This window comes from Chelatococcus sp. CO-6 (assembly GCF_001271345.1).
Taxonomy (GTDB): domain Bacteria; phylum Pseudomonadota; class Alphaproteobacteria; order Rhizobiales; family Beijerinckiaceae; genus Chelatococcus_A; species Chelatococcus_A caeni.
In genome coordinates this window covers 158,227-181,494 of the sequence record NZ_CP012399.1, presented here as the reverse complement: position 1 = coordinate 181,494, position 23,268 = coordinate 158,227, and the positions used below count along the sequence as shown (strand labels likewise).

The 23,268-nt window shown below is 69.2% G+C and carries 25 protein-coding genes; 6 read left to right on the top strand and 19 right to left on the bottom strand.

What is annotated here, in order from left to right:
* Positions 1-872: 872 nt before the first annotated feature.
* Positions 873-1,865, bottom strand: a complete 993-nt coding sequence (locus AL346_RS21375; protein ID WP_019402839.1) for a hypothetical protein — start codon at positions 1,863-1,865, stop codon at positions 873-875.
* A gap of 175 nt (positions 1,866-2,040) precedes the next feature.
* Between AL346_RS21375 and AL346_RS21370 the strand changes: the two genes are divergently transcribed.
* Together AL346_RS21370 and AL346_RS21365 are read left to right on the top strand one after the other, a co-directional pair.
* Complete coding sequence (locus AL346_RS21370) at positions 2,041-2,922, top strand: DUF1403 family protein (protein WP_019402840.1); 882 nt, start codon at positions 2,041-2,043, stop codon at positions 2,920-2,922.
* Positions 2,923-2,924: 2 nt separating this feature from the next.
* Entirely contained in the window at positions 2,925-3,614 is a 690-nt protein-coding gene (locus AL346_RS21365; RefSeq protein WP_019402841.1) for an SMC-Scp complex subunit ScpB, read from the top strand.
* A gap of 15 nt (positions 3,615-3,629) precedes the next feature.
* Here the strand turns inward: AL346_RS21365 and AL346_RS21360 are convergent, their stop codons facing one another.
* The 5 genes from AL346_RS21360 to speB all read right to left on the bottom strand — a co-directional run bounded on the left by AL346_RS21360 (position 3,630) and on the right by speB (position 8,616).
* Entirely contained in the window at positions 3,630-4,430 is an 801-nt protein-coding gene (locus tag AL346_RS21360; RefSeq protein ID WP_019402842.1) for an ABC transporter permease, read from the bottom strand.
* Entirely contained in the window at positions 4,427-5,281 is an 855-nt protein-coding gene (locus AL346_RS21355; protein WP_019402843.1) for an ABC transporter permease, read from the bottom strand. The genes AL346_RS21360 and AL346_RS21355 overlap by 4 nt, the downstream gene beginning before the upstream one ends.
* Complete coding sequence (locus AL346_RS21350) at positions 5,278-6,309, bottom strand: ABC transporter ATP-binding protein (protein WP_019402844.1); 1,032 nt, start codon at positions 6,307-6,309, stop codon at positions 5,278-5,280. The genes AL346_RS21355 and AL346_RS21350 overlap by 4 nt, the downstream gene beginning before the upstream one ends.
* An 80-nt stretch (positions 6,310-6,389) precedes the next feature.
* Entirely contained in the window at positions 6,390-7,475 is a 1,086-nt protein-coding gene (locus AL346_RS21345; RefSeq protein ID WP_019402845.1) for a PotD/PotF family extracellular solute-binding protein, read from the bottom strand.
* Positions 7,476-7,554: 79 nt separating this feature from the next.
* A complete protein-coding gene (gene speB / locus AL346_RS21340) occupies positions 7,555-8,616 on the bottom strand; it encodes an agmatinase (RefSeq protein ID WP_026015250.1) in 1,062 nt (353 codons plus the stop codon).
* A gap of 273 nt (positions 8,617-8,889) precedes the next feature.
* Here speB and gcvA point away from each other — a divergent pair, with 273 nt between their 5' ends.
* Both gcvA and AL346_RS21330 read left to right on the top strand, forming a co-directional pair.
* Complete coding sequence (gene gcvA / locus AL346_RS21335) at positions 8,890-9,840, top strand: transcriptional regulator GcvA (protein ID WP_019402847.1); 951 nt, start codon at positions 8,890-8,892, stop codon at positions 9,838-9,840.
* A 53-nt stretch (positions 9,841-9,893) separates the two neighbouring features.
* Entirely contained in the window at positions 9,894-11,060 is a 1,167-nt protein-coding gene (locus tag AL346_RS21330; protein WP_019402848.1) for an aminotransferase, read from the top strand.
* 365 nt (positions 11,061-11,425) lie between these two features.
* Here AL346_RS21330 and AL346_RS21325 read toward each other — a convergent pair whose 3' ends face one another.
* From AL346_RS21325 to AL346_RS21270, 12 genes are all read right to left on the bottom strand, one after another.
* Positions 11,426-12,148: a cytochrome c3 family protein gene (locus AL346_RS21325; RefSeq protein ID WP_019402850.1), complete on the bottom strand. Its 723-nt coding sequence runs from the start codon at positions 12,146-12,148 to the stop codon at positions 11,426-11,428.
* Between the two features lie 9 nt (positions 12,149-12,157).
* Positions 12,158-12,655, bottom strand: a complete 498-nt coding sequence (locus tag AL346_RS21320) for a nitrate reductase cytochrome c-type subunit (RefSeq protein WP_019402851.1) — start codon at positions 12,653-12,655, stop codon at positions 12,158-12,160.
* Positions 12,628-15,120: a periplasmic nitrate reductase subunit alpha gene (napA, locus tag AL346_RS21315; RefSeq protein WP_019402852.1), complete on the bottom strand. Its 2,493-nt coding sequence runs from the start codon at positions 15,118-15,120 to the stop codon at positions 12,628-12,630. Before napA ends, AL346_RS21320 begins: the two co-directional genes overlap by 28 nt.
* The gene (locus AL346_RS21310) at positions 15,117-15,419 is read right to left on the bottom strand and encodes a chaperone NapD (RefSeq protein ID WP_019402853.1); all 303 of its coding nucleotides are present in this window, start codon (positions 15,417-15,419) and stop codon (positions 15,117-15,119) included. Before AL346_RS21310 ends, napA begins: the two co-directional genes overlap by 4 nt.
* The gene (napF, locus tag AL346_RS21305; RefSeq protein WP_019402854.1) at positions 15,412-15,912 is read right to left on the bottom strand and encodes a ferredoxin-type protein NapF; all 501 of its coding nucleotides are present in this window, start codon (positions 15,910-15,912) and stop codon (positions 15,412-15,414) included. The genes AL346_RS21310 and napF overlap by 8 nt, the downstream gene beginning before the upstream one ends.
* A 10-nt stretch (positions 15,913-15,922) precedes the next feature.
* Positions 15,923-16,111, bottom strand: coding sequence for a periplasmic nitrate reductase, NapE protein (napE, locus tag AL346_RS21300; RefSeq protein WP_026015252.1), 189 nt, complete (start codon positions 16,109-16,111; stop codon positions 15,923-15,925).
* A 271-nt stretch (positions 16,112-16,382) separates the two neighbouring features.
* The gene (locus AL346_RS21295) at positions 16,383-18,293 is read right to left on the bottom strand and encodes a nitric oxide reductase activation protein NorD (RefSeq protein WP_019402856.1); all 1,911 of its coding nucleotides are present in this window, start codon (positions 18,291-18,293) and stop codon (positions 16,383-16,385) included.
* Between the two features lie 5 nt (positions 18,294-18,298).
* A complete protein-coding gene (locus AL346_RS21290) occupies positions 18,299-19,105 on the bottom strand; it encodes a CbbQ/NirQ/NorQ/GpvN family protein (RefSeq protein ID WP_019402857.1) in 807 nt (268 codons plus the stop codon).
* A 57-nt stretch (positions 19,106-19,162) separates the two neighbouring features.
* A complete protein-coding gene (locus AL346_RS21285) occupies positions 19,163-20,509 on the bottom strand; it encodes a cbb3-type cytochrome c oxidase subunit I (protein WP_019402858.1) in 1,347 nt (448 codons plus the stop codon).
* Positions 20,510-20,521: 12 nt separating this feature from the next.
* Entirely contained in the window at positions 20,522-20,974 is a 453-nt protein-coding gene (locus AL346_RS21280; RefSeq protein ID WP_019402859.1) for a cytochrome c, read from the bottom strand.
* 123 nt (positions 20,975-21,097) lie between these two features.
* Positions 21,098-21,367, bottom strand: a complete 270-nt coding sequence (locus AL346_RS21275) for a cytochrome C oxidase subunit IV family protein (RefSeq protein ID WP_019402860.1) — start codon at positions 21,365-21,367, stop codon at positions 21,098-21,100.
* A 5-nt stretch (positions 21,368-21,372) separates the two neighbouring features.
* Entirely contained in the window at positions 21,373-21,960 is a 588-nt protein-coding gene (locus AL346_RS21270) for a cytochrome c oxidase subunit 3 (protein WP_019402861.1), read from the bottom strand.
* A gap of 133 nt (positions 21,961-22,093) precedes the next feature.
* On the opposite strand from AL346_RS21270, the gene AL346_RS25460 reads away from it, so the two are divergent.
* Complete coding sequence (locus AL346_RS25460) at positions 22,094-22,249, top strand: hypothetical protein (RefSeq protein WP_019402862.1); 156 nt, start codon at positions 22,094-22,096, stop codon at positions 22,247-22,249.
* Positions 22,250-22,275: 26 nt separating this feature from the next.
* Entirely contained in the window at positions 22,276-22,509 is a 234-nt protein-coding gene (locus tag AL346_RS21265; RefSeq protein WP_019402863.1) for a DUF1858 domain-containing protein, read from the top strand.
* Between the two features lie 4 nt (positions 22,510-22,513).
* Here AL346_RS21265 and AL346_RS21260 read toward each other — a convergent pair whose 3' ends face one another.
* Positions 22,514-23,221 (bottom strand): Crp/Fnr family transcriptional regulator, encoded by a 708-nt coding sequence (locus AL346_RS21260; RefSeq protein ID WP_026015253.1) that lies wholly within the window; start codon positions 23,219-23,221, stop codon positions 22,514-22,516.
* Positions 23,222-23,268: the final 47 nt, after the last annotated feature.

Here is a 23,268-nt window from a genome sequence, read left to right as displayed (position 1 = left end):
CAGGAGACACGATTCTGCCCCGGGCGGCAAGAAGATTAGGGTTAACGAAATCTTAACGGCCGCATTCGTCATCTCGACGACGTTCGCGGTGCAATCGGTGATCTTTTCGGATATTCGCGCCGCAGAAAGTAATCGGCCTCGGATTGCGAGGCTCACGCGCCGAGTGGGATGCTGGAGGGCCGGCACAGCGTGTTGTCAGCTGACAACGGCAGCGGTTGCTCTTCGCGCGGACCGTTGGCGAAGACGGCTCGGCGGGGACTGTTAGGCTCCCGTTAGAAGCGGTGCAGGCACGATGCCCTGGCATCGGCTGCCGGCGTTGGCGGCCGCGGCCGGTCGCGAGCTCGGTCGGATTGGGCGCCGGAGCTTCGGTGGGGGGCGTGGCTCCTGATGGCCTTGATGTGAAAGACTGAGAGCGATCTGTGCGAAGCGAGGCCGTCTCGCACGGCTGCGCACGTCGCGCCTCCTTGCTGAAGGGTGTTCGGCCGTTCTTGCGGAATGTGCTGTCGATGCCGATCCGACGTTGTCAGCTGACAACGGATCGGGTTGTGGAGGTTGCGGGAGGTGGCGGGCCCTGCTTCCGGCCGGGAGTAGCGTTGGGAGTCCCGCTCCCTAGAAGGGCGTCGATCGGCGGCCGGCCGTCATGCCGTGGTGCCGAAGGATGCGTGGCGGGTCCGGTGGTTGCCGATGCCGACCTGCCTTGCGGGTGGTTGATCGGGTTTCGCCCGGCGCGCGGCGCTGCCGCGGTCCGTGCAGATCTCTGGCTCCTTGCGGGGATCTCGGCCTGATCCGCCGCTGTCCGCGTCAAAGGCCGAGTGCCTTCGTCAAATTGACGCGGAAGCGGTCGCGCCCGGGTTGCGCGGGTCCGTCCTGCATCATGCCGTTGCGCTCGCCGCTCTCGTCCGGCGGGGGCGGCCGATTGTTGCCGCGCGAACAAGGCCCGTGCGCAGGGACTGGGCGGAAAGGGCGGCGGTGCGATCGGCGTCGAGCCCGGCGGCGCGGGCCGTCTGCTTGACGAGCCGGGCCACATGCTTGTCCGTGAGGCGCGCCTCCGCGACCGTGTGCCCGTCGCGGCCGATGCGGCGGAAAAGGGGGCCTTGGCTGAGCCGGGCGAAGCGGATCCAGCGCTCCACGGCCGCAACAGGGCAACTGTTCTCGCCGGATCCGCGGCCGACCGCGATCTCGCGCCGGCCGCCGGTCTCGTTCAGCCTGAGGATGAGGCCGTCGGGAAGGATCTCGACCAAGCCGTCGCCTTCGAGGGGGCTGCGGCTGCCGAGGTCGAGCCCTACAATCTGCGAGCGACGCAGCCCGGCAGCGAAGCCGAGGAGCAGGATGGCCCGGTCACGCAATCCGCGCAGGTCGTGCGGCAAAGTTCCGAGCATGGCGAGGATGTCGGCGGCATCGACGGCTTCCCGGCGGCGCGGCAGGCGGGCCGGCCTGCTGCGGATGCCGGCGAGTGCGCCGGCGATCTGTGGGGCGTCGCGGTCGAGCGGGTGGCCGCGTTGCGCCGCATTCCAGGCCAGGCCGCAGAGGCGGCGCTCGATGGTCGTGCGGGAGAGGGCGCGGCCGCCGGCCTCACCCATGGCGCAGGCTTCGAGATAGAGCGCGATGGTTTGCGCGGCGGGCGGCAGCGCGGCATGGCCGCTACGGCGGCACCAGGCAGAAAAGTGCTTCCAGTCCTTCGCGTAGGCGAGCCGCGTGTTGGCGGCGGGAGGCCGGCCGGCCGGCGTGTCGCTCCCATAGGGGAGGGGCGTTCCGTCCGCCTCGTCGTGCGGTGCATCGGGTGCCCTCGCGTGCGCGTGGGCCGGCTGGTTTTCGAGGGCCGGATGGGAGGTATTTTTTACCTTCGGGATGTTATTGCGAGGCATGATCCGGCCTGGTCGCCAGTACGTCCGATAATATTACATTACCGGACATAGGCGGCTTTCGACAAGCGCGGCGCTTTTCGGTGCTTCTGGTAGGAAAAAGCGCCGCGCTGGGTTAGCCTCCACCCATGGAAAACCCGCGATTCGCCTCCCGGACGATCGGGCCGCCCCCCCTTGGGTGCGTGGCCGCGGCGACGCGGAGGACGAGGCCGGGGCGGCCTTCCGTGCCGGCGCCGCCCTGGCGTTGCTCAACACGGTGGCCGGCGTGGAGCATGGGCTCGGCATCCTGTGGCGCCAGCGCTGTGCGCTGCGCGCGGCCGTCGCCCATATTGGCCTCATCGGCCGCCACGAGGACGAGGCGGCCCTGCGGGATAGCTGGTATTTGCGCCGGGCGGGCGATGATCCCGGCCCCGGCGGTCGCATCCTCGGCCTCTGGCGGCGTCTCGCTGTGCCGGGAGCCCTGCGCCCGCAGGCCTGGCCGGGTGCGCTGCGTGAGGCGGGCCATGCCGCCGAGGAGGGGGCGCTCGAGCGGGTTCTCGCCGCGGTGGCCGACGAGGCTTCGAACAGACGCGGCTTTGCCGTTGCCGTCGCGGTCGGGGCCGCTGCCACCGTCCTGCAGGCAAGGCCTGAACTCGACTGCGCGGCGCTCTGGCTGGCGGATGTCGTGCTTGCCCGGCAACTGGGCTGGCCCGCGGCCGTGCCGCTCATCGCGCCGCAGGTCCGCCGCGCCGACTTGCGCCTCGCGGCCAGGCCCGATGGTGCGGAAGCCTGGCTGCGGGTGTGCTGCCTCGCTTATCAGCGCGCCGCGCTCGAGGCGCTCGATCTCTATGGCGATCTCGCAAGGCGTGCCGAAAGGCTGGTGACAGCTGCGCCGCGGCTGCGCTCGAAGGCCGCGGCAGGGGCGGTCGCGCTGTTGCTGCGCGAGGACGCGACCGCGGCGGCCGACGTGGGACAAGGGGCGAGCGACCGGGCGGGACGGCGCCTGTTCGAGCGGCTCGTTGCCCTTGGGGCTGTGCGGGAACTCACCGGGCGGCCGAGCTTCCGCCTCTACGGGCTGTAGCCATGGCGACGCGCCGCAAGAACGAGGATGCGCTCGACCGGGAGCTTGCCGATCTGCCGGCCGAACTGCGCTGGCGGGAGTGGATGGGGCGGGTCGAGGCCGTGCTCTTCGCCGCTGCCGAGCCGGTGCCGCGTGAGGCGCTCGCCCGCATCGTCGGCCGCAACTGCGATGTCGATCTCGTCATCGACGACATCCGCGCCGAGCTCGCCGGTCGTCCCTACGAGGTGGTCTCCGTCGCCGGCGGCTGGCAGATGCGGACGCGCCGTGCCTATGGCGCGGCGGTGCGCGCCGTGCGCGGGCAGGGCGAGCGGGGCGAGCAGCTGTCGTCGTCGGAGATGCTGGCCCTTGTCGCCATCGCCTATTTCCAGCCGATCACGCGCAGCGAGCTGTCCACTTTCTTCGGGCGGGAGGTGGGCCGCGACCTCGTCGCGCGCCTGCGCGCTGCCGGCCTGGTCGCCGCCGGGCCGCGCAGTCCCCAGCCGGGGGCGCCCTACACCTATGTGACGACGCCGACCTTCCTCGCCCGCTTCGGCTTCACCAGCCTGCGCGAGTTGCCCGACATCGAGCAGCTCGAGGAGGCCGGGCTCCTCGACAAGGAGAAGCTCCTCGCCGACGGGTGGACCAGGCCGGGCGGGGAGGGGGATGAGGACGCCGAGGACGATATCGACGAAGAGCCTCTCCACGATGCGTGACGAAAGGGGGTCGGTTCAGCTCTCGTTGGAAGACCAGGCGCCGAGGAGGCGTGGCAGGTCGCCGAAGCGGGCGACGAAGCTGAAGATGAGCGCGGCTGCCGCGACGAAGAACACCGTCACCGCCGCCATGGTGGGGGTGTAGCCGTAGCGCAGGGCGTTGAAGATCTTGATCGGCAGCGTCTCCACGGTGAAGCCCGCGACCATGTAGGCGATGATGTATTCGTTGAGCGAGAGCACGAAGGCGAAGGCGTAGCCGGAGACGAGATAGGGCGTGACGAGCGGCAGCACGATCGTCCTGAGCACCGTGCGATCGTCGGCGCCCATCGTGGCGGCAGCTTCCGTCAGGCTGCGGTCGATGGAGGAAAAACCGAGGGTGATGGTGACGAGCGGCAGCGTAACGAGAAAGATCGCGTGGCTGATCACCACCGTCCAGGGTGCGCCGTAGAAGCCGGCGGTCGCCCAGAAGCTCAGGAAGCCCAGCGCCGTGATCACCGGCGGCAGGATGAAGGGCGCCGTACCCAGCGCCTGGAACAGGCGCGCCCAGGGCGCATGCCAGCGCCACAGGAACCAGGCGAGCGGGAAGGCGATGGCGACGGCGAGCGCCGCCGAGCCGGCCGCGATGGCGAGGCTGGTGAGGAGCGCGCCGCGCCAGCCGGCGTCGGTGAAGACTTCGCCGAACCAGGCGAGCGAGAAGCCGACCGGCGGGAAGGTGAGCGTCCTCTGCGCATTGAAGGAGACGCCCGCGACGACGACGATCGGGGCCGCCAGCACCAGGGCGACAAGGGCCATGAACAGGCGCGTGAAGAGGCGGCTCATTGGGCGGCCTCCTTGCGTCCGACGAGCAGCGAGAGCCCGACAAGCGCGAGGCTCACAAGGACGAGGAACACGGCCATCGCCGCCGCGAAGGGCAGGTTGGACTGGTAGATCGCCTGGTCGGTGATGAGCACGGACAGCGTCCAGTTGCTCGGCCGCCCGAGGAGCTGCGGCAGGAGATAGGAGCCGAGCGCGAAGACGAACACCATGATCATGGTGGCGAGGATGGTGTTGCGCAGGGCCGGCACGACGACCGTGACGAAGGCGCGGGGAGGGGAGGCGCCCAGGGTGCGCGCCGCCTCCATCAGCGTGGGGTCGAGCCGGGCGAGCGCCGGATAGAGCACGAGCACCGTATAGGGAAAGGCGTGATAGCTGAGGCCGGTGAGCAGCGCCCCGAAGCTCGGCGACAGCGACATGGGCTCGCTCATGAGGCCGAGCGCGACGAGGATATTGGTGACGCCGGCCGTGCGCGAGAACAGCGTCGACCAGGCGAAGCCCACGATGACCTCGGACAGCGAGACGATGGAGAGCAGCGCGACGAGCCACACCACCTGCCAGCGCCGCGACAGCCGCGCGAGGAGAAAGGTGAAGGGAAAGGCGATGGTGACGGCAACGAGGGCGACGAGCGCCGCCAGCACCAGCGAGAAGCCGAGCACCTGGCCGAAGAAGGCGGACAGGAACCGCGCGTAATTGTTGAAGACGAAGTCCGGCTCGTAGAAGGCGCCCTGCACGCGGCGGAAGAAGCTGATCGCCACCATGATGCCGAAGGGCACCACGAAGAAGACGGTGAGCATCAGCGCCGGAAAGACGAGCGGCGCGTAGTCCCGCAGCCGTTGGGGCCGTGCCGCCGTCATGCGCCGAGCACCACGCAGGCGTCGGCCGGAAGCGCGAGGCCCACCGGGGCGCCGGGCTGGAGGTCCGGCCGCTCGCGCGGGCTCGCCACGGCGACGATCCTCTGGCCGTCCGCCTCGACATAGATCTCGATGCTGGCGCCGAGGTCGCGCACGAAATCGACCCGGCCGGTGATCGCTGCCTCGTGTGGCGGCACGAGGCGCACGTCCTCCGGCCGCACGGAGATCGTCGCCTCCTCCGCCGGCAGGGCGATGCCGGCCAGGGTGCCGCCCGGGACGCGCACGGTGCCGTCCGCGCCCCGCCGCGCCCTGATGAGATTGGTGATGCCGATGAAGTCGGCGACGAAGGTGTCCGCCGGGCGGCGGTAGATGTCGACGGGTGGCGCGCTCTGGCGGATGCGTCCCTCGTTCATCACGACGACGAGGTCGGCCATGGTCATGGCCTCGCGCTGGTCGTGGGTGACGACGACGGTGGTGATGCCGAGGCGCTGCTGCAGCTGCCGCAGCTCCACCTGCATGGCTTCGCGCAGCTTGGCGTCGAGCGCCGACAGGGGCTCGTCGAGCAGGAAGAGCCGCGGCTGGAGCGCCAGCGCCCGGGCGATGGCGACGCGCTGGCGCTGGCCGCCGGAGAGCTTCGACACCGGCCGTTCGCCGAAGCCGGGCAGGCGCACGAGCGCGAGCAGCTCCTCGACGCGACGCGCCTGCTCCGCCTTCGCCACGCCGCGGATGCGCAGGGGATAGGCGATGTTCTCGCCGACGGAGAGGTGGGGAAACAGCGCCAGCGACTGGAAGACCATGCCGAAGTCGCGCTGGTGGGCGGGCGCCCGCGTCACGTCCGCGCCGCCGACGAGGATGCGCCCCTCGCTCGGCTCCTCCAGCCCCGCGATCATGCGCAGGAGCGTGGTCTTGCCGCAGCCCGAGGGGCCGAGCAGGCAGACGAAGCTGCCGTCGGGCACGGAGAGGTTCACCCGGTCGACGGCGGCGACGGAGCCGAAGCGCTTCGTGATGTTGTCGAGGACGAGGCCGGTCATGGGAATCCCTTTGCGGCAGTCGGCAATGGGCAGTCGGTAGCGCAAAGACCTGACGACTGCCTACCGCCGATTGCCTCCCCTCAGCCGACGATCATCTCCGTCCATTTCTGGTTCAGCCAGTCGGCCCGCGACAGGTAGAGGTCGTAGCGCGGCACGATCGGCGGAATGTCGGAGGAAACGGCCGCGAATTCAGCATCGGTCAGGTCGAGCAGGTCGCGGCGCACCGTGGGCGAGGTGCCGACCTTGCGCGACATCAGCGCCTGGATCTCCGGCTGGCACATGTAGTTGATGAAGACATGCGCCTCGTCGAGCGCCTTGGAGGCGCGCGAGACCGCCCAGGAGCCGGAATCGAGGATGCCGCCCTCCTTCGGGAAGGTGGAGCGCACCGGGTGCCCGTCGGCGGCGGCAAGGCCGGTGACGTCGTGATAGTACTGGCCCATCGGGATCTCGCCCGATTTCAGCGCCTGCTCGAACTGCGCCTCGTCGCGATACCACAGCTTCACGTTGGGCTTGACCTCGGCCAGCTTCTCGAAGGCCTTGAGCTGGCCGGCCTCGTCGTCGAGCGCCTTGGTGCCGCCGAAGAAGGTGGCGGCCGTCACCTCGAGGAGGAAGGAGTTGGAGACGAGGGCGAGCAGGCCGAGCTTGTCCTTGTTGGCCGGGTCCCACAGGGCTGCCCACGAGGTCGGCGCCTCGGGAAAGGCCTTCGTGTTGGTGACGAGCGTGATGTACCAGGAGACGGCGCCGATGCCGGCGACGCGCCCGTCCGGGTACTTGTTGACGAAGCGCTCGACGAGATTGGCCGTGTTCTTCATCTGGCCGAGGTCGAGCGGCGCCCACAGGTCGCCGGCCTCGCCCTTGAGCAGGGCGGTCTGCGACATCATCGAGACGTCGGCGGGGGCGACGCCCGCACGCGCGGCCTGCGACAGCTGCACCAGCCAGGCCTCGCCCGTCGGCTCGGCGATGCTCTCGACCGCGATGCCCGTCGCCTTGGTGAACTCCGGGAAGATGTGCTTGTCGAACGAATCCTTGAAGAAGCCGCCGTAGACGCCGACCTTCAGCGTCTTCTCGGCGGCGCGCAGGATGGTCGGCATGCCGAGCGCGGCAAGGCCGGCGGCCCCGCCGGCAAGGATCCTGCGGCGGTTTACGCCCTGTGTCGGTCTCATCATGACAATCCCCTCGATGTCCCGGCGTTGAATCGCCGTTTGACGTATCTTGCCGCCGTTTGCCGCCGGCGGCACGCGGTTTTCACTCCTTCCTGCCGCCGATGGACGGGCTGAAGACCATCAGGCTGAGGATCTCGAACAGCATCTGCGCGCCGGCATGGGCGGTATTGGCCGTCGCATCGTATTGCGGCGCGACCTCCACCACGTCGCCGGCGACGATGTCGAGTCCCTTGAGGCCGCGCAGGAGTTGCTGCGCCTCGCGCGTCGACAGCCCGCCGACCTCGGGCGTGCCGGTGCCCGGCGCGAAGGCCGGATCGAGGCTGTCGATGTCGAAGGAGAGATAGGTCGGGCCGTCGCCGACGACCTCGCGCGCCCGGGCGATGACCGCCGCGGGCCCCATCGCGGCGAATTCCTCGGCGTGGATCACCGTCATGCCGGAATCGGTGGAGAACTCCCACAGATATTCGGCCGCTCCGCGGATGCCGATCTGGATGGTGCGCTTCGGGTCGAGCACGCCGTCGAGCACGGCGTTGCGGAAGGGGCCGCCGTGGTGGAACTTGGTGCCGTCGAAGGCGCCGCCCGTGTCGCAATGGGCATCGATGTGGATGAGGCCGACCGGCGCCTCGCGGCCGACCGCGCGCAGGATGGGATGGGTGATCGAATGGTCGCCGCCCACCGCGAGCGTCGCGACGCCCTGTTCGAGGAAGCGGCGGAAATGGGCCTCGATGTCGGCATGGCAGCCCTCGAGATCGTAGCGGCTGCGGAAGGGCACGTCGCCGACATCCGCGGCGGTGAGCTCGCCGACGGGCATGCAGTCGAGCACATGGTTGTAGGGGCCGATGCGCTCGATGGTGCGCAGCGCCCGCGGGCCGAAGCGCGAGCCGGAGCGGTTGGTGACGCCGAGGTCCATGGGCACGCCGACGAGCGCCACCTGAAGGTCGCCGAAGGTCGTCTCCTCGGGGCCGACCGGGCGGTATGGCGCCGACAGGAAGGTCGGCACGCCGCCATAGGGCAGGGCGCGCGTGCCCTTGGCGCTGAAGATGCGCTCGGCCACCTTGCGGAAGCGCGGATCGAAGACGGAGCCACCATGTCCGGCACCGTATTTCTCCCGCAACCGCTGAAGATCTTTCTCATCAATCGTCATGGAAGGCGTCCGATCACCGTGTTGGTATTGCATTCACTCTGCGTGCCGCAAGTTACGGATCGCGCATTTTCTAATTACAATGCCGCAAATGAGCCATGGTATCGTTCATGAATGCTTGTTTTTTGGCATTTTCATAAATATATATCAATTTATATGCACTCGGCACATGCGAGCCTCTTGATCCGATAATGCTGCAGTCTCGCCCGGCTGCTGGCAAGCGAGATTATTAGAGGCTAATCTGTGAGGAATTTTCACAGTCCGGACGATGGCGCCGTGTCCAAACGCCTGCCGCCCCTCAATCCCCTGCGCGCCTTCGAGGTGACGGCGCGTCACCTGTCCGTCTCGCGCGCGGCGGCCGAGCTGCACGTGACGCACGGGGCGGTGAGCCATCAGATCAGGGCGCTGGAGACGGCGCTCAAGGTGCAGCTGTTCGAGCGGCGGGGCGGACGGCTCGCGCTGTCGCCGCACGGGGCAGCGCTGCTCCCGGTCGTTGCCGGCGCCTTCGATTCCATCGCCGAGGCGGTCGCCCTGCTCACACGGCCGACGACGGAGGGCGAGCTGGTGGTGAGCTGCGTGCAGGCGGTGGCGTCATTCTGGCTGGTGCCGCGGCTCGGCAGCTTCACGGAGCGTCATCCGGGTGTGCGCCTCAAGCTCATCGCGTCCAACGACCCGCGCGAGATCTATTCTGACCGGGTGGACCTCGCCCTCGTCTATGGCGACGGCCATTGGCCGGACCGCGTCGTCGAGCCCTGGACGGACATCTCGCTCTTTCCCGTCTGCAGTCCGACGCTCGCCAACAGCCGGCCGCTCCGCGAGGTGGCGGATCTCGCCAGCCACGTTCTCCTGCACGGCGACGACGGGCGCGAATGGAACAGCTGGCTCGCCGCCGCTGGGGCGCCGACGCTGGCCTACGGCCGCCGGCATCTCATGTCGAACGCCCATCTTGCCCTCGAGGCCGCGATCAACGGGTTGGGGGTGGCGCTCGGCGACACCGTGACGGTGAGCCGGCTCCTGGCAGACGGGCGGCTGATCGTGCCCTTCGACCTTGCCGTGCCCGCGCCCGATGCCTTCTTCATCGTCACCCGCAGCGAGTTGCGCAACACGCCGATGGTGCGCGCCTTCATCGACTGGCTCTTCGCCGAGCGTGCCCGGGACGAGGCGCGGCCGGAGCGAGCGCCGCGCCGGGCGCGAACCCGCCGGCGCGTGTTGCAACGCGCTTCCTGACAGGCTAACCCGCGGCGACACGCGCGCCGCTATTCCCGCCCGAGACACATCCGATGCTGGTCAATCCCCTTCTCGCCGCCACGGCGAGCCCGCCCATCCCCGAAGCGCAGGCCTGGCGCGCCGCCTATGACGGCGCCTTCGGCCCCTTCGTCGACCTGTCGCAGGCCGTGCCGGGCCGCCCGCCCCATGCCGACATGCTCGAGAAGCTGGCCGAGGCGGCCGCCAGTGCGGAAGCCGCCCGCTACGGCGCCATCACGGGCGACAGGTCCCTGCGCGAAACATATGCGCAGCATGTGTCCGGGCTCTACGGCGGACGGGTGAGGCCGGAGGAGATCGCCGTCACCGCCGGCTGCAACCAGGCGTTCTTCGTCACCATGCTCGCACTCGCGCGGGCCGGGGAGGCCGTGCTCCTGCCGACGCCGTGGTACTTCAACCACCAGATGACGCTGGCGATGCTGGGCATCGAGGCGCGGCCGCTGCCCTGTGACCCGGAGGCCGGCTTCGTGCCGGATCCGGAAGCTGCGGAAGCGCTCGTCGACGAGCGCGTGCGCGCCATCGTCCTCGTCACGCCCAACAACCCGACCGGCGCCGTCTACCCGCCTGACGTCATCGCCCGCTTTGCGGAGCTTTGCCGGCGGCGTAACCTGTGGCTCGTCATCGACGAGACCTACCGCGACTTCCTGCCGCCGGAGGCGGGCCGGCCGCATGAGCTGCTGGCGGGGGAGACGTGGCGCGACAACGTCATCCAGCTCTACAGCTTCTCGAAGGCCTACGGCATTCCCGGGCACCGACTCGGCGCCCTCGTCGCCGGTGCGCCCGTCATCACCGAGATCACCAAGGTGCTCGACTGCCTGCAGATCTGCGCCCCGCGCACCGGCCAGGCGGCGCTCGCCTGGGCGATCCCGGCGCTGGCCGCGTGGCGCTCCGCCAATGCCGAGGACATCAACCGCCGGCTTGCCGCCTTTCGTGCCGCGCTTGCCGAGGTGCCGGAGTGGGGCATCTCCTCGATCGGCGCCTATTTCGCCTATCTGCGCCATCCCTTCCCCGGCCGGCGGGGGCGGGACGTGGCCGAGCGGCTCGCCGCCGAGCGCGGCGTGCTCGCGCTGCCGGGCAGCTATTTCGGCGAGACGGCCGACGCCCATGTGCGCGTCGCCTTCGCCAATGTGGAGGCGGAGGAGATCGCCCGCCTGCCGGAGCGGCTGGCGGCCTTCCGGCTTTGAATTCCCGCGGCCCGTCTCCTGGCGTGACACCGACCTGGCCGTTATGCCCGCGCCTGTCGCGGGCATCCATGCCTTTGAAAGACGCGCAACGTCGGAGGCGTGGATGGCCGGGACGAGCCCGGCCATGACGCGGGAGAGCACCGGATCAGTTGCGGAGACGTCGCCCGCGCGTTCGTGTTCCCGGCGCCGACGAGGTGCCGTGGAGCGCCCGCGCTGCGGTGAGACGCAACGGGTCCTCGCCGTCATGCCCGCGCTCGTCGCGGGCATCCATGCCTTGCAGCCTGAGGCAACGTCAGAGGCGTGGGTGGCCGGGGCGAGCCCGGCCATGATGCAGGAAAGGGAGCGTTTGTTTCCCGGCTAATCGACTACTTTGCCCCGATACCGGCGAGATAGGCGCGGACGGCGTCGAGGCCGTCGCTGCCGCCGTGCCAGGACTGGCGGCCGGAGGCTTCGAGCTCGGGGTCCACCGTCCAGCCCGGTTCGATGCCCGTCATGTCCGGCAGGAGATGGGCGATGCCCTTGTGGCAGTCGATGCAGGTGCGCTCGCCGGTGACGAGATAGCGGCTGTGGATCTCCGCCGCGCGCCGCGTCTGTTTCGTGAAGTCCATGGCGATGGACGAGTGGCAGTTGCGGCATTCGAGCGAGTCGTTCGCCTTGAGGCGCGCCCATTCGTGCTTGGCAAGCTCGAGCCGGGCGTCGAGAAACTTCTGGCGCGTGTTGATGGTGCCGAAGATCTTGCCCCACACTTCCTTCGAAGCCTGCATCTTGCGGGCGATCTTGTCCGTCCAGTTGTGCGGCACGTGGCAGTCGGGGCAGCTCGCGCGCACGCCCGAGCGGTTCGAGAAGTGCACCGTCTGGGTGAGCTCCTGATAGACGTTGTCGTGCATCTCGTGACAGGAGACGCAGAACTTCTCCGTGTTGGTGACCTCGAGCGCGGTGTTGAAGCCGCCCCAGAAAATGACGCCGCAGATGAAGCCGCCGAGCGTCAGGAAGCCCAGGCTGAGATAGGCGCTCGGCCGCGAGATGACGTGCCAGAAGCGCAGGCAGACCTGCCACAGCCGTCCGAAGAGGTTTCTCAGCCCCTGCATGGCAGCCCCTTATTGCTGTCCGCCGAGCTTGCTGGCGTCCTGGAAGAGATTGGGCACGAGCGGCGACGCATCGGTCTGCGACACGTGGCACTGGGTGCAGAAGTAACGCCGCGGCGTGACGTCGGACAGCACCTGCCCATCCCGGTCCATGAAATGCGTGACGCTGATCATGGGCGCGCCGGAGCCCTCGGTGAACTCGCGCTTATGGCAGGACAGGCAGCGGTTGGTGTTCAGCGTCAGCTGGTAGCCCTCGATGGAATGGGGGATCACCGGCGGCTGCTCGGGATAGTTGCGCATGCGCTTGACGTCGTCGACGATCGGGCGCGCAAGCGGCGGAGCCTTCACCTCGCTCATCGGCTCGGCCTCGCCGGTCAGGCGCGGCACCACCTGCGGCGCATCGCTCGCCGCCGACAGGGCGCCGGCGAAGAGCACGAGACAGGCCGCGGCGAGCCCGGCGCGGATGGCGCCGGCCGGCGGGTTCAGACGGGGACGACCTTGACCGCGCATTTCTTGAAGTCCGTCTGTTTGGAGATGGGATCGGTGGCGTCGAGCGTCGTCTTGTTGATGAGCTGGCTCGCGTCGAACCAGGGCACGAAGACGACGCCGGGCGGCATGCGGTTGCGCCCGCGCGTCTCGACACGGGTGCGGATCTCGCCGCGACGCGAGATCAGCCGGATCTCGGCGCCGTGGTTGAGCCCCCGCTGGCGCGCATCGTCGGGATGCATGAAGCAGCGCGCGCCGGGGAAGGCCTTGTAGAGCTCGGGCACCCGCATGGTCATGGAGCCGGAGTGCCAGTGCTCCAGGACGCGGCCGGTGACGAGCCACAGGTCGAATTCCGCGTCCGGCACTTCGGCGGGCGGCTCGTAGGGCGCGGCGACGATCTTCGCGCGCCCGTCCGGATTGCCATAGAACTGAACGCCCTTGCCCGTCTCGACATAGGGGTCGTAGCCCTCGCGGTAGCGCCACAGGGTTTCCTTGCCGTCGACCACCGGCCAGCGCAGGCCGCGCTCCTTATGATAGGTGTCGAAGGGCGCGAGGTCATGCCCGTGGCCGCGTCCGAACTCCGCATATTCCTCGAAGAGGCCCTTCTGCACGTAGAAGCCGAAGTGCCTGGCCTCCACGTTCTCGTAGTTCGGATCGAGCTCGGCGAGGGCGAAGCGGTCGACGTTGCCGTTGCGGAACAGCACGTCGAACAGCGTCATGCCCTTGTAGTTCGGGTTCTGATCGAGGATCTCCGCCGGCCACACCTCGTCGGTCGTGAAGCGCCTGGAGAATTCCATCAGCTGCCAGAGGTCGGAGCGCGCCTCGCCGGGCGCATTGACGAGCTGGTGCCAGAAATGCGTGCGCCGCTCGGCGTTGCCATAGGCCCCCTCCTTCTCGACCCACATGGCCGCGGGCAGGATGAGATCGGCGGCGAGCGCCGTCACCGTCGGATAGGCGTCGGAGACGACGATGAAGTTCTCGGGGTTGCGATAGCCGGGATAGGTCTCGTTCGAGCTGTTCGGCGCCGCCTGCAGGTTGTTGTTGACCTGGATCCAGTAGAAGTTGAGCTTGCCGTCGTGCAGCATCCGGTCCTGCTGCACCGCGTGGTAGCCGGGCTTCTCCGGGATGATGCCGTGCGGGACGCGCCAGATCTCCTCGGCCTTCTTGCGGTGCTCTGGGTTGACCACCGTCATGTCGGCCGGCAGGCGGTGCGCGAAGGTGCCGACCTCGCGGGCCGTGCCGCAGGCGGAGGGCTGGCCGGTCAGCGAGAAGGGGCTGTTGCCCGGCTCGGAGATCTTGCCCGTCAGCAGGTGCAGGTTATAGACGAGCTGGTTCGCCCACACGCCGCGCACATGCTGGTTGAAGCCCATGGTCCACAGCGAGACGACCTTGCGGGCGGGGTCGGCATAGAGCTCGGCGAGCTCCTGGAGGAAGCCCGGCTCGACGCCGGAGAGCTCGGACACCTTCTCGAGCGTGTAGTCGGCGACGAAGCGCTTGAAGGTCTCGAAGTCGCTCGGCTCCATGGCCGTGACGTCCTTCGCCTTGCGCGCCTTGACCTCGCGCGGGTCGTCGTCGCGCAGGCCGTAGCCGATGTCGGTGGCGGCCTTGAAGAAGGTGGTGTGCTTGCCGACGAAATCCTCGTTCACCCGCCCGGTCGTGATGATGTGGTTGGCGATGTAGTTGAGGATGGCGAGGTCGGTGCCCGGCTTGAAGACGATGGGGATGTCGGCGAGGTCGGCGCTGCGGTTGGTGAAGGTGGAGAGGACGGCCACCTTCACATGCGGATGGCCGAGCCGCCGGTCGGCGATGCGCGTCCACAGGATCGGGTGCATCTCCGCCATATTCGAGCCCCACAGCACGAAGGCGTCCGTGGCCTCGATGTCGTCGTAGCAGCCCATCGGCTCGTCCATGCCGAAGGTGCGCATGAAGGCATAGGCCGCCGAGGCCATGCAGTGGCGGGCGTTGGGGTCGAGGTTGTTGGAGCGCAGGCCGGCGCGCATCAGCTTGGTCGCCGCATAGCCCTCCCAGATCGTCCACTGGCCGGAGCCGAACATGCCGACCGCTTCCGGCCCCTTCGCCTTCAGGACCTCCTTGGCCTTGGTGGCCATGACGTCGAAGGCCTCGTCCCAGGTCACGGGCGTGAAGTCGCCATCCTTGGCGTAGACGCCGCCCTTCTTGCGCAGCAGCGGCTGGGTCAGCCGGTCGGCGCCGTACATGATCTTGGAGAGGAAGTAGCCCTTGATGCAGTTGAGGCCGCGGTTGACCTCGGCCTTGACGTCGCCGTGGGTGGCGATGACCTTGCCTTCCTTGACGCCCACCATGACGCCGCAGCCCGTGCCGCAGAAGCGGCAGGGCGCCTTCGACCACTGGATCTCCAGTGTCTCGACGCCGCCCATGACCGGCTGGGCGGCGGCCGTGTGGATGCCGGCTGCCATGGCCGCGACGCTGGCGGCCTGCGCCTTCAACATGTCTCGCCGCGAGAGCGTCATGGCGATTCTCCGAGGTCTGCGAGGGTTGTGACCTGCTCGAACACCAGATTGGCGGACAGGACGCCGTCGAAGGTGGCGATCGTCGCCAGGCGCCCGCCGAGGGTGGCGCTGTCCGGCCCTTCCATCACCACGACGATCCTGCCGTCGGCGACGTGGTGGATCTCCGTGTCGGGAAGGGTGCCGACGCGCTTCACCACCTCGGCGCAGCGGTCCGGCAGGGTGCGCACCACGGCGCTCGAGATATGGACGGTGGTGTCGGGCTCACGCGCGGCGGGCTCAGGCACGGCGGGCTCAGGCATGGGCCGCCTCCGCCGGAACGCGGGTGGCGATGGCCGCGGCCGGGCAGGCGGCGATGCAGGCGCCACAGCCGGTGCAGCGGTCGCTCGCGATCTCCGGCAGGGCAGGGCCGCCGAGGCGCGGCCGGAAGCGGATCGCCGCTTCCGGACAGGCGTCGCCGCAGCTCTGGCAGACGATGCCGCGCGCCGCGAAACATTGCGCCCCGATGGCCGCCACATGGCCGAAGGCCGGGGCGGCGAGGTCGAACACCGGCTCGGGGCAGGCTTCGGCGCAAGCGCCGCAGAAGGTGCATTCGCTGGAGAAGGCGATCGCGGGGCGGCCGTCGGCGTCCGGCGTGATGATGTGTTGCGGGCAGGCCGTGGCGCAGGCGCCGCAGGCCGTGCAGGCGGCGGTGATCGAGGCCTCGCGCGACCAGGGCGGCCGGACGGCTTCGGGCCGGGGGGCGATCCGCCCCCTGAGAAAGCTGCGTCTGTCGAGCCTCGGTGCCTCGCTCACGACGGCCTCCTCAATGCGGAGGGCCCGGCGGGCCGAAGACGATCTGCCACATCCAGACGAGGAAGCCATAGCCGCCGACGATGCCGACCGCCAGGACAGGCCAGATCAGGATGGCGAGGATGATGAAGGCGGTGAACTCTTCCCGCCGCGAGGGGGCCTGTGCTGTTGTCGTAATGGCCGGTTCCTGCCGATCAGCCATGACGATCGTCTCCTCCGGCACAACTGCACGGCCTTGAACAAGGCCGAGGCATTTTTTCTTTTTTACAATGTAACGATGACAACATTGCTGCATGTGCCTGTCAAGGCGGGCCCCGGCGGGAATGATTTCCAGTCCGAAACCAAGGATGCCGCAAGAGCCGGCCTCCGCCTTTGATCCATGTCATGGCCGGCGACGCGGTCAACTGGCCGGCCGCGATTCCTTGCCCGTGTCCTCCTTTCTCCTGCTGATGTCCGTTGGTGGCGGCCGGCGCCTACCGCATCAGCTGCCGGTAGATGGCCGGCAGAGCCGCCGGCAGGCGCGCGATCTGGCCGACGATGGCATAACCGCCCCGGCCGAAGATGACCGGGAAATAGGACTGCGCCTCGCGGTCCACGGTCACGCCGAAGACGGCGACGCCGCCCCGCCGCGCCTCGCGCACGGCCCGGCGCGTGTCTTCCAGGCCGAAACGGCCTTCATAGTGGTCGACGTCGTTCGGCTTGCCGTCGGTCAGCACGATGAGGAGGCGCTTGCGATTCGGGCGCCTGGCGAGCTGCGCGCTCGCGTGCCGCAGCGCGGCGCCGATGCGCGTGTAGTAGCCGGGCCTCAGGGCCGCGATGCGGCGCTCCACGGCCGGGCCCATGGGCTCGTCGAAGCCCTTGACGGTCTCGACCCGCACCCAGGAGCGCCGCCGCGAGGTGAAGGTGAGGATCTCGGCATTGTCGCCGCAGGCGGCGAGGCCGTGGGCGAGCGTCAGCAGCGCTTCCTTCTCGACGTCGAGGACGCGGTGGCCGTCGACCCAGGCATCGGTCGACAGCGACACGTCGACGAGCAGCGTCACGGCGAGATCGTGGCCGAGCGGCCGGTTCATGAGGTGCAGCCGGTCCGAGCCCTCGCCGCCGGCGCGGATCTCGCTGATCGAGCGCACGAGCGCGTCGATGTCGACGTCCTCGCCGTCGAGCTGGGCGCGCAGCGTCTCGCGCCGGGGCCTCAGCGCCTCGAACTGGCGGCGTACGCGCCGGATGCGCCGGCGGGCGGCTTCGTCCGGCGCCCACCGCTCACCCTCCTCGCGCGCGGTGCCCGCCAGCACCCGGCAATGACCAGGAAGATAGGCGCGGCGCGTGTAGTCCCATTCCGGATAGGTGTGGAGGCCGGCCAGGGCCGCCGTGTCCACCGCCTCGGGCGGCAGGTCGAGGTCGAACTTGAAGCGCGCGGCCGGCCGGCCCGGCTGGCGCCGCGAGACCGTCAGCTCTTCCACGTCGTCGGCGGCCTTCTCGGCCTCCTCGTCCTCGTCGCCGTCCGACGGGCGCGAGACGTTCACCATCTCGGCGATGGCGAGCATCTTCTCGAAGCGGTTGAGCACGAAGGGATCGCGCCGCTGCGCTGCATCCGCCTCTCGCCGACGGGCGAGGCGCTTGCGCAGGTCGACCACCGGCGCGAGCAGGCCATTGCGGGCCGGCTCGTCGGCGCTCGGCGTCGCCTCGGCCGGCCGCACGCCGGCATCGACCCAGAGCGGAACGGGCAGGAAAGGCTGATAGTTTGCCGGCGCATGGACGCCGCCCTCGGCCAGGCTGCGCGCCGCCTCGTCGAGCGCTTCCGGCGCCTCGCCGGTCAACAGGGCGTGGACGAGATGCTCGACCTCCCGCTCCACCGCCGGCAGGGGCCGGCCGGGCCGCACGGCAAGAAGCGCCTCGCAGAGGTCGCGATAAGTCGTCACGAGGCCGGGCTGGGCGGAAAGCACGCGGCCGACCGTAGCGCGCGCCCGCAGGAGGACGGCGAGATCGCGGCGCAGGGGATCGGCCTCGGTCACCGGCGCGAGCGGCATGTGCACGCCATAGGCCGCCAGCCAGAAATAGAGCGCGCGGTTGAGGCGCGCTTCCGGCAGCAGGTCGATGCGCGCGGGCAGGAAGAGCGAGCCCGTATCGCGCCGCGGCTGCTCGAGCCGTTCATCCGCCATGCCGACGCGCTGGCGCAGCGTCAGGCGGTGATGGAAAGTGCGGCCGGCGCTGGCGGCGAGCTGCACGCCCGCCTCGCCGCCGAGGCCGCGGAAGAAGACCGCGAGCGCGCCGCGCACCTCCTCGAGGCCGACGCCCGCCTCCGGGTGGGGCCGATAGCTCGCCGCGTCACCGACGAGGCGGTGCCAGGCACGGCCGACGGTCTCTTCGAGCTCGAGGAAGTCCAGCATGGTGGTCAGCCCAGTGTCGCGCGGGCGATTTCGACGAGCGCGGTGCGCACGTCGGGCTCGTCGGTGAGCGGCTCGATCATCGTGGCGGTCACGGCCTCCTCGGCCGGCATGCCGGCGGCGATCAGCGTCGCGCAATAGACGAGGAGGCGTGTCGAGATGCCCTCCTCGAGGTCCTGGCCCTTGAGGGCGCGCAGCCGGCCGGCGAGGCTGACGAGGGGCCGCACCTTGCCTTCCGCAAGGCCGCTCTCGGCTGCGATGACAGCCGTTTCGCGCTCCGGCGGCAGGAAGTCGAAGCTGATGGCGACGAAGCGCTGGCGCGTGCTCGGCTTCAGCGCCTTCAGGAGGTTCTGGTAGCCGGGATTGTAGGAGACGACGAGCATGAAGCCGTTGGGCGCGGCGAGCTCCTCGCCCGTGCGCTCCAGCGGCAGGATGCGCCGGTCGTCGGAGAGGGGATGCAGCACCACGGTGACGTCCTTGCGCGCCTCCACCACCTCGTCGAGGTAGCAGATGCCGCCCTCGCGCACGGCCCGGGTGAGGGGGCCGTCCACCCACACCGTCTCGCCCGCCTTGAGGAGATAGCGGCCGGTGAGGTCCGCCGCCGCAAGGTCGTCATGGCAGGAGACGGTGAAGAGCGGCAGGCCGAGCTCGGCGGCCATGTGGGCGACGAAACGCGTCTTGCCGCAGCCGGTCGGTCCCTTGAGCAGCACCGGCAGGCGGTTGCGGTGGGCGTGGGCGAAGAGCGTGCATTCGTTGCCCGCCGGCACGTAGTAGGGAATGGCCGGGGCGGGCGTGGTGTCCAGTGCGCGGAGCATGGGAGGGCCCTTTGTTCGGGAAAAGAAGGAACGGGGCGGCTCTGCCGCCCCGTCCGGTCATTCGGCCGGCTGCAGCGCGCCGCTCGAGGGCGCGGTGCGCTCGCGGCCGGGCACCAGCACGGCCCAGACGAACATCAGGGCGGCGACGACGACCACCACGCCGGAGCCGAGGCGGATCCAGTAGAACAGCGCCAGCTGGTCCTGCACGTCCATGTAGCCTTCGCCGAGCACCCGCTGCAGGTGCACCTGGATGACGCCGGCGAAGGTGAGGGCGAAGGTCATCACCATCATCGCCGTGCTCATCAGCCAGCAGCTCGCCATGGACAGCCACTGGTTGTAGGGGGCGCGGCCGGTCAGCTGCGGCCAGGCATAGGCCATGACGGCGAGGTTGAGCATCACATAGGCGCCGTAGAAGGCGAGGTGCCCGTGCGCCGCCGTCACCTGCGTGCCGTGGGTGTAGTAGTTGACCGAGGAGAGCGTGTGCAGGAAGCCCCACACGCCCGCGCCGAGGAAGGCCATGATCGAGCAGCCGACGGACCATAGCAGCGCGGCTCGGTTGGGGTGCCGGCGCCCGGCCTTCCAGGTCATGGTCACGGTGAAGGCGACCATGGTGAAGAAGGGCGCGACCTCCAGCGTCGAGAACAGCGAGCCGATCCACTGCCAGTAGCCGGGCGCGCCGATCCAGTAATAGTGGTGGCCGGTGCCCAGGATGCCGGAGAAGAGGGCGAGGCCGACGATGACGTAGAGCCACTTCTCCACCACCTCGCGGTCGATGCCGTTGAGCTTGATCATGAGGAAGGCCAGCACCGAGGCCATGATCAGCTCCCACACGCCCTCGACCCACAGGTGGATGACGTACCACCAGTACATCTTGTCGAGCGCGAGGTTCGCCGGGTTGTAGAAGGCGAAGAGGAAGAACAGCGCCATGCCCCACAGGCCGAAGAGCAGGATGTTCGTCACCACCGTCTTGCGGCCCTTCAGCGCCGTCATGGTGACGTTGAAGAGGAAGATGAGGGCGACGACGACGATGCCGACCTTGATGGCGAAGGGCTGCTCGAGGAACTCGCGCCCCTCGTGGATGCGGAAGAGATAGCCGACGACGGCGATGCCGGCGGCGACGAAGAAGAGCCAGAACTGCAGCTTGGCGAGGCCGGTGCTGTAGAGCTCGGTCTCCGTCTCTTCCGGCAGGAGGTAATAGGTCGCGCCCATGAAGCCCATCAGCAGCCACACCACGAGCGCGTTGGTGTGGATCATGCGCACGATGTTGAAGGGCAGCAGCTCGGACAGCGTGTTGGGCAGCACGTAGATGGTGCCGGCGACGACGCCGAAGCTGACCTGGGCGAGAAAGAGCACGAGGGCGCCGTAGAAATAGATGAGCGCCACCTTCTGGGATTCGTATCGCATTGTCGGCACTCCTCAGCCGGCCTTGTTGGGCGGCCAGTTCTGCGTCTTGATCCGGCCCGTCCATTCGAGGAAGTCGGCAAGGTCGTTGAGTTCCTGATCGCTCAGGTTGAACTGCGGCATCTGGCGCCGGCCCTCGATGCCCGTGGGCTGCGACTGCATCCACGACTTCAGCATCTCGCGCGCCGTGTCGGGATCCTCCGTGCCGCCCCAGCGGTCCCAGACGTTGCCGAGCTCGGGGGCGAAATAGGCGCCCTCGCCGAGCAGGGTGTGGCAGTTGATGCAGGAGTGCTTCTCCCACACGTGCTTGCCGCGGGCCACCGCATCCGTCAGCCCCGCCTTGTCGGTCGAGACATTGACCATGAAGTAGTGGCTGTGGGCGGTCAGGCCGACAAAGATGACGAAGAAGAACAGCGAGCCGCCGTAGAAGACGTTCCTCGCCGCCGATTTGGTGAGGCTGTCAGCCATCACGCGTCCTCTCTCGCTAGATCGGGAGATCAGGGCGCGCGGCGTGGCCTGTAGCGTGCGCCGCGCATGATCGCCTGGAAACTAGCTCGCGGGACGGCAGGCTCTTTGTGCTGGCACAAGCACTCAGGCAGCAAGGAGAAGGGGGACGAGGCCGGCGAGGAAGGCAAGGCCGGTCACGCCCCAGAGCCAGGCCGTGACGAGGCCGCACCAGAGCGGCGGCGCGTGCCGCAGCTCGAGGAAGTCGAGCACGATGAGCCGGCCCTTGGCGAGAGCGAGGGCGAGCACGACGAGGCCCGCGAGCCAGGGCGCGGCGGTGGCTGGCAGGCCCACTGCCATCGTTGCGAGCGTCAGGACGACGAGGATGAGCCAGGTGCGGACGGGTGAGGGGCGCATGGCGATCATCCGGCGAGATAGACGAGCGGGTAGAGAACCACCCAGACGAGGTCGACCATGTGCCAGAAGGTGGTGCCGGTGCGCAGGTCCGCATCGGTCACCGTGATGGCCGCGAGAATGACCATGCCGAGCACCACGTGCAGCAGATGGAAGCCGGTGACGAGGAAGTAGAGCGTGAAGAAGCTGTCGGTTTCGATGCCGATGCCGGCCGCGAATTTCGCCTGATATTCGACCAGCTTCACGACGACGAAGAGGCCGCCGAGGAGGATCGCGCCGGCGACATGAAGGCGGGCGGTGCGCCCGCGGCCCGCATCGGCCGCGGCGACGGCCATGGCGGCCAGGAAGCCGCTCGTGACGAGGACGAGCGTGTTGATGCCGCCGAGGAGGGGATCGAGGCGGGCGCGGCCGGCGGCGAAGAGGTCCGGCTCGAGCGCGCCCGCGATGCCGAAGGCGACGATGAGGGCGCCGAAGACGGCAAGCTCGCTCGCGATCAGAACCCACATCATGGGATGGCCCGGCAGGCCCGCCAGAGGGCCCCAGCCCGCTTCCGGCAAGGCTGTCGCGGCGTGCTCCTCGACGTGCAGCTGCGTCATCGCTCCGGTTCCTCCATCCGGATGGTTGGTAGACGCTCGCTGCGCGCCGGCTCGTTGCGCTGGGACAAAAACCGACCGTGCGTCCCGGGGCATGATGGCTGCCGTCGCATCAAGGAAACGGGGTGAACATCGCATGAGCGAGGCGCAGATCGGCCTGACGGTGGCCGCTCCCCTCATCGTCATCTTCGCCCTCGCGCTCCATCGCATGGGCGCCCTGCGCGGCGGCGCGACGCTCGCGGCCGTGGCGGCCTCGGTCGCCATCGCCGTGGTGCTCTTCGTGACGCAATGATGCGGCACGCATCCGGGAACGACGCCATGACCATCGAGGCGAGCGACTATGTGGACGAGGTGATGCGCCGCTGGCCGGCGACCATCCGGGCCTTTCTCGAACACCGCATGCACTGCGTCGGCTGCCCGATCGGCTGCTTCCACACGGTCGAGGAGGCCTGCCGCGAGCATGGCGTCGAGCTGCCGGTCTTCCTCGCCGCGCTGCATGCGCTCGCGGTCGACCCGCGCAGGGAGAGCTGCGGCTGCGGCTGCGCGTCCTGAAAGATCAGGAAGAGGCGCCGGGGCTGCTTTCGGCGAGGATGAAGAGCTGGTGCGGCTCGCGCACCACGATGCGCTGGCGCCCGCCCTCGACGAGGCCGCGCTCCTCCCAGGCGCTGAGGATGCGGCTCACCGTGTGCAGGGTCGTGCCGGTCATCTCGGCCACGTCCTGCCGGGTGATGGGGAAGGCGATCTCCACGCCCTTGTCGAGCTTGCGGCCGGCCTGCTGCACGAGGCGCAGCAGGGCATGGGCGACGCGCTGCTCCACCTGGCGCGTCGACATCTCGACGACGCGGGTGTGCGCCTCCTGCAGCCGTCCGCCGATGGCGTGCATGGCGCGGCTCGCCAGCGCCGGCCAGCGGGCGATGAGCTCCGGCCAGACGGCCGAAGGCCAGACGAGCACGACGCTGTCGATGACGGCCGTCGCGGTCGCCGGATAGGCCTTGCAGCCGATGGCGCAGGCGACGCCGAAGATCTCGCCCGGCACCACGAAGCGCACGACCACCTGCTGCCCGTCCGGCGTCAGCTTCATGACGCGCAGGTGGCCGTGGACGAGGACGAAGAAGGAATGCGCCGCCTCGCCCTGGGCGAAGACGGGGCGCCCCTTGGCGACGCGGATCGCCTTCGCGTCGCGCAGCATGTCCTCGTGCTCGGCCCGCGAGAGACCGGCAAAGAGCGGCACGTCCGCAATGACCGATGGGTCGACGCTCGTCATGGCATGCTCCATTCCGGGGCCGCTGCGGAGGAGGGCGCGGCTCCGTC

Bases quoted from the DNA above. Each gene is read 5' to 3' on its own strand.
- AL346_RS21360 (WP_019402842.1), bottom strand. From the start codon at position 4,430: ATGAGCCGCCTCTTCACGCGCCTGTTCATGGCCCTTGTCGCCCTGGTG.
- AL346_RS21355 (WP_019402843.1), bottom strand. From the start codon at position 5,281: ATGACGGCGGCACGGCCCCAACGGCTGCGGGACTACGCGCCGCTCGTC.
- AL346_RS21365 (WP_019402841.1), top strand. From the start codon at position 2,925: ATGGCGACGCGCCGCAAGAACGAGGATGCGCTCGACCGGGAGCTTGCC.
- AL346_RS21265 (WP_019402863.1), top strand. From the start codon at position 22,276: ATGACCATCGAGGCGAGCGACTATGTGGACGAGGTGATGCGCCGCTGG.
- AL346_RS21270 (WP_019402861.1), bottom strand. From the start codon at position 21,960: ATGACGCAGCTGCACGTCGAGGAGCACGCCGCGACAGCCTTGCCGGAA.
- AL346_RS21295 (WP_019402856.1), bottom strand. From the start codon at position 18,293: ATGCTGGACTTCCTCGAGCTCGAAGAGACCGTCGGCCGTGCCTGGCAC.
- AL346_RS21275 (WP_019402860.1), bottom strand. From the start codon at position 21,367: ATGCGCCCCTCACCCGTCCGCACCTGGCTCATCCTCGTCGTCCTGACG.
- AL346_RS25460 (WP_019402862.1), top strand. From the start codon at position 22,094: ATGAGCGAGGCGCAGATCGGCCTGACGGTGGCCGCTCCCCTCATCGTC.
- AL346_RS21330 (WP_019402848.1), top strand. From the start codon at position 9,894: ATGCTGGTCAATCCCCTTCTCGCCGCCACGGCGAGCCCGCCCATCCCC.
- AL346_RS21310 (WP_019402853.1), bottom strand. From the start codon at position 15,419: ATGCCTGAGCCCGCCGTGCCTGAGCCCGCCGCGCGTGAGCCCGACACC.
- AL346_RS21375 (WP_019402839.1), bottom strand. From the start codon at position 1,865: ATGCCTCGCAATAACATCCCGAAGGTAAAAAATACCTCCCATCCGGCC.
- AL346_RS21325 (WP_019402850.1), bottom strand. From the start codon at position 12,148: ATGCAGGGGCTGAGAAACCTCTTCGGACGGCTGTGGCAGGTCTGCCTG.
- napE (WP_026015252.1), bottom strand. From the start codon at position 16,111: ATGGCTGATCGGCAGGAACCGGCCATTACGACAACAGCACAGGCCCCC.
- AL346_RS21345 (WP_019402845.1), bottom strand. From the start codon at position 7,475: ATGATGAGACCGACACAGGGCGTAAACCGCCGCAGGATCCTTGCCGGC.
- AL346_RS21280 (WP_019402859.1), bottom strand. From the start codon at position 20,974: ATGGCTGACAGCCTCACCAAATCGGCGGCGAGGAACGTCTTCTACGGC.
- AL346_RS21260 (WP_026015253.1), bottom strand. From the start codon at position 23,221: ATGACGAGCGTCGACCCATCGGTCATTGCGGACGTGCCGCTCTTTGCC.
- AL346_RS21350 (WP_019402844.1), bottom strand. From the start codon at position 6,309: ATGACCGGCCTCGTCCTCGACAACATCACGAAGCGCTTCGGCTCCGTC.
- napA (WP_019402852.1), bottom strand. From the start codon at position 15,120: ATGACGCTCTCGCGGCGAGACATGTTGAAGGCGCAGGCCGCCAGCGTC.
- AL346_RS21320 (WP_019402851.1), bottom strand. From the start codon at position 12,655: ATGCGCGGTCAAGGTCGTCCCCGTCTGAACCCGCCGGCCGGCGCCATC.
- AL346_RS21285 (WP_019402858.1), bottom strand. From the start codon at position 20,509: ATGCGATACGAATCCCAGAAGGTGGCGCTCATCTATTTCTACGGCGCC.
- speB (WP_026015250.1), bottom strand. From the start codon at position 8,616: ATGACGATTGATGAGAAAGATCTTCAGCGGTTGCGGGAGAAATACGGT.
- AL346_RS21290 (WP_019402857.1), bottom strand. From the start codon at position 19,105: ATGCTCCGCGCACTGGACACCACGCCCGCCCCGGCCATTCCCTACTAC.